The organism is Haemophilus parahaemolyticus, from assembly GCF_018373095.1.
Lineage (GTDB): Bacteria > Pseudomonadota > Gammaproteobacteria > Enterobacterales > Pasteurellaceae > Haemophilus_A > Haemophilus_A parahaemolyticus_A.
Window position 1 is genome coordinate 1 of sequence record NZ_JAHAHT010000069.1, and the last position, 9890, is coordinate 9890.

11 protein-coding genes and 3 pseudogenes are annotated in these 9890 nt (G+C 38.7%); 9 read left to right on the top strand and 5 right to left on the bottom strand.

Annotation, left to right across the window (positions count from 1 at the left end; translation table 11 throughout):
• Positions 1–183 precede the first annotated feature (183 nt).
• On the top strand, positions 184–660 hold the full coding sequence (locus KH943_RS07210; protein WP_304109521.1) for a hypothetical protein: 477 nt from the start codon (positions 184–186) through the stop codon (positions 658–660).
• On the opposite strand, the gene KH943_RS07215 is transcribed toward KH943_RS07210, so the two are convergent.
• Positions 644–874 carry a hypothetical protein gene (locus tag KH943_RS07215; RefSeq protein WP_304109524.1) on the bottom strand — a complete coding sequence of 77 codons (231 nt, stop codon included), beginning with the start codon at positions 872–874 and terminating at the stop codon, positions 644–646. The two genes, KH943_RS07210 and KH943_RS07215, sit on opposite strands and share 17 nt — an antisense overlap.
• Positions 875–937: 63 nt before the next feature.
• Between KH943_RS07215 and KH943_RS07220 the strand changes: the two genes are divergently transcribed.
• The gene (locus tag KH943_RS07220) at positions 938–1402 is read left to right on the top strand and encodes a hypothetical protein (protein ID WP_304109527.1); all 465 of its coding nucleotides are present in this window, start codon (positions 938–940) and stop codon (positions 1400–1402) included.
• A gap of 97 nt (positions 1403–1499) precedes the next feature.
• Positions 1500–2531 (top strand): phage integrase, encoded by a 1032-nt coding sequence (locus KH943_RS07225; RefSeq protein ID WP_304109529.1) that lies wholly within the window; start codon positions 1500–1502, stop codon positions 2529–2531.
• A gap of 206 nt (positions 2532–2737) precedes the next feature.
• Here the strand turns inward: KH943_RS07225 and KH943_RS07230 are convergent, their stop codons facing one another.
• Positions 2738–2974, bottom strand: a complete 237-nt coding sequence (locus tag KH943_RS07230; RefSeq protein WP_304109532.1) for a hypothetical protein — start codon at positions 2972–2974, stop codon at positions 2738–2740.
• A gap of 109 nt (positions 2975–3083) precedes the next feature.
• The gene (locus tag KH943_RS07235) at positions 3084–3233 is read right to left on the bottom strand and encodes a hypothetical protein (protein ID WP_304109533.1); all 150 of its coding nucleotides are present in this window, start codon (positions 3231–3233) and stop codon (positions 3084–3086) included.
• Here KH943_RS07235 and KH943_RS10150 point away from each other — a divergent pair.
• From KH943_RS10150 to KH943_RS07260, 5 genes and pseudogenes are all read left to right on the top strand, one after another.
• A pseudogene (locus tag KH943_RS10150) lies at positions 3176–3559 on the top strand (transposase); the annotation flags it as partial. The gene KH943_RS07235 and the pseudogene KH943_RS10150 sit on opposite strands and share 58 nt — an antisense overlap.
• 341 nt (positions 3560–3900) lie before the next feature.
• A complete protein-coding gene (locus KH943_RS07245; RefSeq protein WP_304109539.1) occupies positions 3901–4893 on the top strand; it encodes an iron ABC transporter substrate-binding protein in 993 nt (330 codons plus the stop codon).
• A 51-nt stretch (positions 4894–4944) separates the two neighbouring features.
• The gene (locus KH943_RS07250; RefSeq protein ID WP_304109551.1) at positions 4945–5907 is read left to right on the top strand and encodes a FecCD family ABC transporter permease; all 963 of its coding nucleotides are present in this window, start codon (positions 4945–4947) and stop codon (positions 5905–5907) included.
• Positions 5907–6671 (top strand): ABC transporter ATP-binding protein, encoded by a 765-nt coding sequence (locus tag KH943_RS07255; RefSeq protein ID WP_304109542.1) that lies wholly within the window; start codon positions 5907–5909, stop codon positions 6669–6671. Before KH943_RS07250 ends, KH943_RS07255 begins: the two co-directional genes overlap by 1 nt.
• Entirely contained in the window at positions 6668–7474 is an 807-nt protein-coding gene (locus KH943_RS07260; protein ID WP_304109545.1) for a class I SAM-dependent methyltransferase, read from the top strand. The genes KH943_RS07255 and KH943_RS07260 overlap by 4 nt, the downstream gene beginning before the upstream one ends.
• A 183-nt stretch (positions 7475–7657) precedes the next feature.
• On the opposite strand, the pseudogene KH943_RS07270 reads toward KH943_RS07260, so the two are convergent.
• Positions 7658–8209: pseudogene (locus KH943_RS07270) on the bottom strand (ABC transporter ATP-binding protein); the annotation flags it as partial.
• Positions 8209–9195 (bottom strand): FecCD family ABC transporter permease, encoded by a 987-nt coding sequence (locus tag KH943_RS07275; protein WP_304109548.1) that lies wholly within the window; start codon positions 9193–9195, stop codon positions 8209–8211. The gene KH943_RS07275 and the pseudogene KH943_RS07270, both read right to left, overlap by 1 nt.
• Positions 9196–9558: 363 nt before the next feature.
• On the opposite strand from KH943_RS07275, the pseudogene KH943_RS07280 reads away from it, so the two are divergent.
• Positions 9559–9858, top strand: a pseudogene (locus KH943_RS07280) (DNA gyrase subunit A); the annotation flags it as partial.
• Between the last annotated feature and the right edge of the window lie 32 nt (positions 9859–9890).

Below are 9890 nucleotides of genomic sequence, written 5' to 3' on the forward strand. Positions count from 1 at the left end.
ATGTAAAAAGGTTACAGCGAGCGGGTCGTAGGCTGTTAGTCTTATCTGATAATAAATTCTACGAAAAATGGGAAATTGACGCCTCGAATGAATATGAATTTTTCATCCACGGCAAAGTAGAGTTTTTGCAAGGGAAGATTAGACGGGTGGGGTGAGGAAATAAGAACGGCAATACCCGAAAGCGTGCGACAATGGTTTGATTCGCCCATCTACCAGCAAATCCAAACCATACAGGCAGCATACAACCAGATTGTGCCAACTGAATTGCAAGATAAACTCAAGCGAATTCAATTGCAGCACAAACAACACATACCCGCAAGCCTTAGCAAACAAACCAGAGAATTGCACCGCTTGTTAAACACTTTTCCTATTGAGGGTGTACACCTATGGCAACAACATTTAGAAAAGAGTGACAATCCCGAAGATTTTGCACTTTTTCACACGCCAGCTTATGCGGAAATCGAAAAAAGAGTAGAGAAAGGAAACGCCACCCCACTAGAACAAGAAATTACCAAAGTGGGGCGGTGGGCAAAAGCGAAAGGAAAAGCAAAAGATGGCGTAATGGTTACTTTTGCGGTGATTGGGGTTATCAATACAACGACTGACTTTGTGGAAAGAATAATTCAACTCATTGAATTCATCACTAAATCAACTGGTTGAGTCTAGCTTCAAGTTGTTTTCGGTGTTTTCTTTTTAAATAAAACAATAAAAGGCTAAAACCTAAGCAAACCACCCAGCCCCAACTAGGGATGGAATAACCGAAACAATAAACACTGAGCATAGAGCTTAAAAGACAACTGTCGATTGATTCATACATATAATAACCGTGATAATGCTCAACCGCTTTTAACGCATTAAGTTTATTTATATTCATAACCATTCCTCTTAATAATTTGGTTATGGCAAGTGTAAACCTTTTCAGGCAGAAAAATGAGCAGTGGGAAATGTGGAAATAAGGGTAACAATCAACCGTATTATACAAGCTAACTTACAAGCTAACTTACAAGCTAACTTACAAGCTACTCAGCCTGAACAGAAAACACTTGTCTATTATGAATTTGATTTAGATGAAAAAAGACGAATTATCAAAGATGGGAAAGTCATTATCAATGAACTTTCCATGCTAAATCCTGATTATTTGGAAACGCTAAAAGCACGTATACCAAAACGATTTATAGAGTTAAAGAAAAAAAATGCTAGACAATTAAAAGGTTTGGTTCTCTCTCTATGTGAAGATCAATTCGTTTCAAAACGAGCTTTAGCGGAATTATTAGGAATGAACGATTCCGCTCTACGTCTCCATTTAAAACAATTCGTAGAAGAAGGATTATTAGAACTTGCGTTCCCTCAACAGCCAACCCATAAAGATCAATCGTATCGTTTAGTTAAGCTACAAAATTAGCAAAACGCCCCCACGAGGGCTTTTTACTATATGTAATAAGCGGTTTGAGCAGTTATATATGCAACGAGATCGGTTTGGGAAGTTTTAGGAGGCAATCATGGCAGTTCGTAAAGATGAAAGCAAAGGAAAATGGCTTGCAGAAGCCTACATCGAAGGTAAGCGCAAAAGAAAATGGTTTGATACAAAAGGCGAAGCCACACGCTACTATAACGCCCTCAAACAAGAAAATTCACCTCTTTATAAGTTTATTACTACTCAAGCACCAGAAGAGCCTAAACGCCTTTCTGAGCTCGTGCAATTATGGTACGACCTACACGGGCAAACGCTTGCACGTGGCAAAATATATCGGGAAAAACTGTCATTGATGGCTCAAGCATTTGGAGATATTTACGCAAAAGATTTTACCGTTGAAATGTTTGCTGAATATCGCAAAAAACGCCTAAATGGCGAGATTGTATTTCAAAATGTCAAACAGCGAACAAAAGTGAAAGAAAGCACCATCAACTTTGAACATTCCATTTTCAAGGCGATGTTCAACGAACTCAAACGCTTTGGTAAATTCACGGGCGAAAACCCGCTAAATGGCTTAAAACAATTCAGAGAAAAAGAGAAAGAACTTACCTTCTTACGAGGTCCAGAAATCGACCGCTTGTTGCGAGCATGCGAGCAAATCAAGCATGATTTATTGCTCGTGGTCAAACTTTGCCTTGCAACGGGGGCAAGATGGTCGGAGGCGGTAAACCTAAAAGGCTCACAACTGATTCCGTATAAAGTTACCTTCATCAAAACCAAAGGTGGAAAGAATCGCACCGTGCCTATTTCAAAAGCACTCTATAACGAATTACCTAAAACACACGGGCAACTTTTCAAAGGTGTGACAGCTTTTGCTTTCCGACAAGCGATAGAAAAAGCGGAAATCACCTTGCCAGAAAATCAACTCACCCACATTCTACGGCACACATTCGCCTCGCACTTTATGATGAACGGAGGTAACATTCTGGTCTTAAAAGACATACTAGGACATTATGACATTACAATGACGATGATTTATGCTCATTTTGCTCCCTCACACCTAGAAACCGCCCTCACATTTAACCCATTAGAAAACCGCTCAAACGGTGGCGATTAAGTGGCGATTAGGCTCTTCTATTTTCTTCTATTTTCCGTCATTTTCCTTTGAAATCTCTTTATAAATCAGTAAGTTATTGATTTATAAGACGTAAGGGAAATACAAAGGCTAATATCTAAAGCGAAATTTAACGCTTTAAAAACCCTTTAAAATCAACGCCTTGCAGTAAAATGCAAGGCGTTTTTGTTTTTGAGTGGCGATTGTTATTATTCGTTGTTAATTTCCTCTACCATCAATTCACACTTAATACTGCTAGTAAATCCCCTATCTTTCGTGAGGTTGTGCGTAACTTGTGTTATCAACCATCTAAAGCTATCTATCTCGGTTTTAAAGCCAACCACTTCTACTGGCATTTCTGGGATAAGCTCTGCATTGCCGACAGCCAGATTGAGGATGAAACGTGCCGTGTCGCGTTTGAGCTTTTTAAAAGTACGCTCTGCCACGTCAAGGGCGTAGCTTCGGCTATCGGTGCAGAAAGCGACTTGATGCGGCTGAATAACAAGGTCGGCAATCCATCTGTAAACTCTTGATAGTGCAAGGGCTTATTTCTTTCTACACGGGATTAACCGTAGAGAATAGGCAAGGTATTTTAGTGTGGATCAGCAAGCGGTCGTAAAGTCTGGTACGATAAGGGGAAATATCAAATGGACGAGAAAACAGGTGAAGTTCGCCCTTATTCGGCAAGTTCAGTGGAGCGTACATTACGCAATGCCAATTTGCACTCTGGCCAGCTGTTACGCCCTACCCCTATAGCGCAGTTGCAAAACTGGCACCCGAACCACGTTTGTCAAATCGACCCGTCTTTGTGTGTTCTGTATTACCAAAAGAAACTGGCAAAGGCAATCGGTTGTGCATAATGGAAGGCGAGTAATTCTACAAAAACAAACCAGCGAATGTGGCAAAAGTCAAACCGCAACGGAGTGTGGCGGTATGTAATTACTGGCTACGCCAGCGGGGTAATTTATGTGGAATATGTGTATGGCGGCGAAACGGCGGAGAACATTTCCGAAACCTTTATTGACGCTATTTAGAAGAAAAAGAACCCTGTCGAGCCATTATTTCGGTATACAGAAAATCCGGCAAAGAAAAGATGAATATCTAAGGCTTGAGCAAAAGGAAAGCCTAATCACATTGAAATACCGCTTGCAACAACAAAAAGCAAACTTAAGGCTAATCCCCACACTAAGAAAAATTTATAAATCACTTCAAATTTCATTGAATTATCCTTTTCTACGAAATAAACTTATGTAATAAAATATACAATGGTTTCTACTATAGAACTGTTTTGCCTATTTTTGCTACGTTATATTTAAATAAATATAATGATGTTATAAAATTCATCATTATTTCTCATTTTTAAGGAGCTAAAATGAAAAAAATGCTTACGATTTTCACCGCACTTTTTGCCTTGCAAGTGAGTGCTCAAGATTTAACTTATCAAGTGGGCATCTTGCCTGAACCAGCCAAAATTGAAAAAGTATTAAGCGCAGGTAATCCGAGTGATGTGTTGTTACTTGCTGTTGCACATGAAAAATTAGCAGGCTTTGCTGGCTTTAAAATGGAATCAAAAGCAGGTGCGTTATTTGAAGGGGAGATTAAAAAATTACCCACACTCGGCAAAATTGCAGGAAAAGGCAGTACGCTTTCAGCAGAAAAAATCGTTGCATTAAAACCTGATTTGATTATTGATGTGGGGAATGTTGCGCCGAATTATAAAGATCAAGCTGACCGCACTTTTGCTCAAACTCAAGTACCTTATTTGTTGTTAGATGGAAGATTAAGTGAAACACCCGCTTTATTGCGTAAATTAGGTAAATTGCTTGGTAACGAAAAACAAGCTGAAGAACAAGCCAAATATGCGGAAGACACACTGAAACAAGCACGAGATTTTGCTAAACAACATCATAAAACAGCGTATTTAGCGCGTAATGCGGATGGCTTGCAAACTGGTCAAAAAGGTTCGATTCATACGGAAGCAATGGAATTGGTTGGCTTAGAAAACGTCGCAGAGGGAGATCAAAAAGGCTTAACTCAAGTTTCAATGGAACAGCTTTTATTGTGGAATCCTCAAATGATTTTCACTCAATATGATGAGTTTTATAAAGATCTTGAAAACAATCCGCAGTGGAAAGAATTAAGTGCGGTGAAAAATCAGCAAGTTTTCTTTGTGCCGCATACACCATTTGGTTGGATTGATTCGCCGCCAAGTTTAAACCGTTTATTAGGCGTACGTTGGTTACAACATATTTTGAGTGGCAAGGCGAATGCTGACTTTGTACCTGAAATGCAACGTTTCTATAAATTGTTCTATCACATTGACTTAACCAATGAACAAGCACTTAAGTTGTTTCAAGTAAAATGATGAGATCGACTTTTCTTTTACGTTCGCCACGTTTGTTTTTTTATCTTGTTAGTGGGATTGTTGCTTGGCAGTATTTTACTAGCCTTGAATGTGGGAAAATATCCGCTTTCACCTAGCCAACTTTGGGAGACGATAAGTTGCCGGTTCAACGGACAATGTGAAGGAAACACGGAACAAACAGTATTGTGGCAAATTCGTTTGCCACGTATTTTTGCCACTTGTTTTATAGGTGCTGCACTTGCTTGTGCGGGCGCAACTTATCAAGGTATGTTTAAAAATCCACTTGTGTCGCCAGATATTTTAGGCGTTTCAGCGGGCGCAGGTTTTGGGGCAAGTTTGGCAATTTTTTATAATTTGTCAATGGTTTATATCCAACTCTTTGCTTTTAGCGGTGGTATTTTAGCTGTGTTATGTGTATCGCTTATTGCCTCTAGAAGCCGTACTCAAGATCCTATTTTAGTGCTAGTGCTTTCTGGGATTGCAATTGGTTCTTTACTTGGCGCAGGCATTTCTTTGTTAAAAATTCTTGCCGATCCTTTCACTCAATTACCTTCAATCACTTTTTGGCTACTTGGTAGCCTGACGGCTATTAATCAACAAGACTTAATTCAACTGATCCCGATGTTGTTGCTAGGGATTATTCCCATTTTTTTATTGCGTTGGCGGTTAAACTTGCTGTCTCTTGATGAAGATGAAGCACAAACGCTAGGCGTACCGATTAAACGTACTCGTTGGATTTTAATTGTATTCACCACACTTTGTACGGCAAGTGTGGTGGCAATGACAGGGATTATCGGCTGGGTTGGTTTATTGGTGCCGCATATCGCACGATTATTGGTGGGGGCAAATTTTATTCGTTTATTGCCGACATCCTTATTGCTTGGTGCGTCTTTTTTATTACTTACTGATACGCTGGCTCGCACGATTGCTCCGATTGAACTGCCACTTGGTATTCTTACTTCTGCTTGTGGTGCGCCATTTTTCCTTTATTTATTAGTGCGAGGGCAAAAATAATGTTACTCGAAACCCAACATCTTGCCATTGGCTATGAAGGAAAAACATTGGTTCAAAATATTCAATTTACTCTAGCTGAAAATCAAATTTGTTGTTTGCTTGGTGCAAATGGTGCAGGCAAAAGTACGTTTTTGAAAACCTTACTTGGTTTACAACCGCCTATTGGTGGTGATATTTTTTGGCAAGGAAAATCACTTTCTGATTATTTACCAACAGAATTGGCTCGATATATTGCTTATGTGCCACAAGCACATTCTCATTTATTTCCTTTTTTAGTGCAGGATATGGTGATGATGGGAAGAAGTGCTTTTTTGAAGTGGTATCAAACACCGAAAAAATCTGATTTGGATTTAGCATTAATGGCGTTGCAAGAGTTAGACATTGCTCATCTTGTGCATCGTTATTATCATCAATTAAGTGGTGGTGAAAAACAGCTTGTGTTGATTGCCCGTGCGATTGCTCAACAAGCCAAACTTTTAATTATGGATGAACCGACTTCCAGCCTTGATTTTGGTAATCAAATTCGAGTGTTAGAAAAAATAAAACAACTGCAAAAGCAAAATATTGCGCTTATTATTAGCACGCATAATCCACAACAAGCGGCATTTTTAGGAGATAATATTGTTTTGCTTGATCAACAATTTGGCTTTCAACAAGGCGATAAAAAACATTTATTAACCTTAGAAAACTTGGCGAAAATCTACCGCACTTCGCCCGAACTTTTACATCAACATTTAAATAATCACATTAAAAAATCACTATGACTATTTACGACATCAATTTTGCTGAACTTTATCAACAACACTTAATCGCTTGTAATCATTACAATTTGCCTCCGACAAAATGGGATAAAAAAGCTGTGAAAATGGCAGAAAATTTAGTCGGCAAACCTTCAGCATATAATCAGCAATTATTGCAAGCTATGAATGTGCAAGCCGATGAAACTGTGTTGGATATTGGTTGTGGCCCCGGTACCTTGGCTGTGCCTCTCGCACAACAAGGCTCAACGGTATATGCCTTGGATTATAGCAATGGAATGTTAGATTGCTTGGCACAATTTAAGCAAAAATTTGGTTTGCATAATCTGACGACATTTCATAAATCTTGGGCAGAGAATTGGGATGATGTGCCACAAGCTGATGTGGTGTTGGCATCTCGTTCAACGTTGGTGGACGATTTGGACGATATGATCGAAAAACTCTGCGCCAAAGCGAAAAAACGTGTGTTTTTGACTTCTGTCACACAACGCCATTTCTTAGATGAGGGCGTATTTGAGGCGATTGGCCGTGAAGATATTGGTTTCCCCACTTATATTTATTTACTCAATCGGTTGTATCAAAAAGGCATTCAAGCAAATTTGAATTTTATTGAAACGGAATCGGGTTGTTTTCAAGGTGAAAGCTACGAGGATTTATTAGCCTCGGTGGAATTTTCTTTAGGCGAACTTTCCGAAAAAGAAAAACAAGGTTTAAAAGCCTTTTACAATTGTAAACAAGCCAACAACGAACCAATTTCTCACGGACAGAAAAAATGGGCGTTGATTTGGTGGAGTGTAGATTGTGTCTAATTTTTTATATATAGGAAAAGAGGCTGACGTAGATTAGTCCTAAAGTAATTAGCTATCATTTAATCCTTGAAGTCGATGAAGTTTTTGATAGCCAAATTGAGCTTGGTGAAAGCCATTTTAGCGGTCATAGTAAAGAGAAATAAGGTTGAGGCGTAGCAGGGAAGGTTGCCGTATTCTTGAAGGAAGATCTTTTATTAAACTTAAGGTTTTAAATACATTGCCGTAATCTAAGGCTGAAGTCGGTTCATCAAATAAAATAAGCTGAGGCTGTTGTACTAAAATTCGAGCAAGATTGACTAATTGTTTTTCCCCTCCGCTCATTTGCATATAAATCTTTTCTGCAAAATGACTAATTCCCAGTTTATTCAAAGCTTGATCGACCAATTCAAAATCACTCTCACTTGGTTTATCAAACATTCCTAAATGTGCTGCTCGACCTAGCACAACATAATCCCGAACTTTATACTGATAAGTTTGCGGGCTTTGTTGTGAGACATAAGCTATCTTTTGTGCGATTTGTTTTGATGAAAGAGAAGTTAGATTTTCATTTTGTAATAAAATTTGACCGCTCTTTGGTGTTAGCAAACCCGCTAAACAGTTTAATAGAGTAGATTTGCCACGGCCATTGGCACCAAGAATAGTAAGTAATTCCCCTTGCTTAAGCGTTAAATCTACACCATTTAGCAATGAATTTTCTACATTGTGCCAATAATAAAGATTATTTACCTGCAACATTACTCCACCACCTTTTGCTTAATTAATACCCATGCAAAGAATGGCGCACCGATAAAGCCAGTGATAATACCGAGCGGAATTTCTTGAATGTAAAGATTGCGTGCCAATGTATCCACAAGCAACAAGAAAATTGCACCAATTAGCGCAGAGAGCGGTAAACTTTTGACATTATTATTGCCTATAAATAGACGGGCTAAATGAGGAATCACTAAACCTAGCCAACCTATTGTTCCGCTTAGACAGACTGCCGAAGCTGTTAATAAGGTCGCGGAACAGACCATTACGCCGCGTTCTAAACGAATATTTGCGCCAATTAATTTGGCTTCTCGATCGCCTAATGACAACACATTAATACGCCAACGCATTGCTAATAATATACCCGTGGTAATTAAGATTATTGGCGAGAGTAAAAGAAGATTGCCGTAGCTAGATTTAGTTAGACTACCTAATTGCCAATATACAATATCTGTAAGTTCAGTTTCAGGATCGGCAGGGTATTTGATTAAACCTAATGTCGCCATCATAAAACCCGATACAATAATGCCTGAAAGCACAAGGACTATAGTTGAATCTCGTTGAATTAAGCGGGGTAAATTCATGGTAAGCAATACGGCAATTAAACCACCGAAAAATGCAAAAGTTTGAGTACCAAGTATGCTTGAACCAAGCAAAATGGCGGCAGCTGCGCCCACGCAAGCACCATTTGATACGCCTAAAATGTCTGGTGAAACAAGGGGATTGCGAAAAATGCCTTGATATACAGTGCCTGCGACTGATAACGCTGAACCCACTAAAATTGCCGCTAAGATGCGTGGTAAACGTAAATGAAAAATAACATTGTGTTGAATTTCATTTTGGCTTTGACCGAAAAGTACATTTAATACATCTGTTAAAGGAATAGAAAATCTACCCCATGAAAGAGAAAACCAACTCAATCCAATAAGAAGCAAAAAAAGAAAAGGGATTAATAAATTTTTCTTCATCATTCCTTGAGAAAATGTAATTAATTTTTGGATAGAGCATTATATATAAAAATATATTAAGATCTAGAGTTTCTTTTTTAAAGGTATACTTAAAAATCAACGTAATTACTTTTGAGCTATATCAAAGCTTTAAAGGTACATTTTAAACTCGGTAGGCTTTTTAATCCTCAAATATGGTTTATATTCCCTATTGTAGAACGGCATTAAAATTCTTATGGTAATATGTTTCCCTTCAGTTTAGCGGGCTTAAGGTCGCCATTTTTTTCGCCATTTTTCTACCTTTTATGCTATAATCTGGTCAATTTTTGCCTTTAGAAATAAATGAAATGAAGGCTTCTTTTTCACAAACTTGATTAGGAAATTTCAATGAGCGAATTAGCCAAAGATATTACCCCCGTCAGTATCGAAGACGAACTAAAAACGTCTTATCTCGATTATGCCATGTCCGTTATTGTTGGGCGAGCGTTACCCGATGTACGTGATGGATTAAAACCCGTACACCGCCGAGTGTTGTTTTCGATGGATCAAAACAACAATACTTATAACCGCTCACACGTTAAATCTGCACGTGTTGTGGGGGATGTAATTGGTAAATACCATCCACACGGTGATTTAGCAGTGTATGACACTATCGTGCGTATGGCACAGCCATTCTCACTTCGTTATAGGCGAACCGGATGGTTTATCCGTCCGTAAAT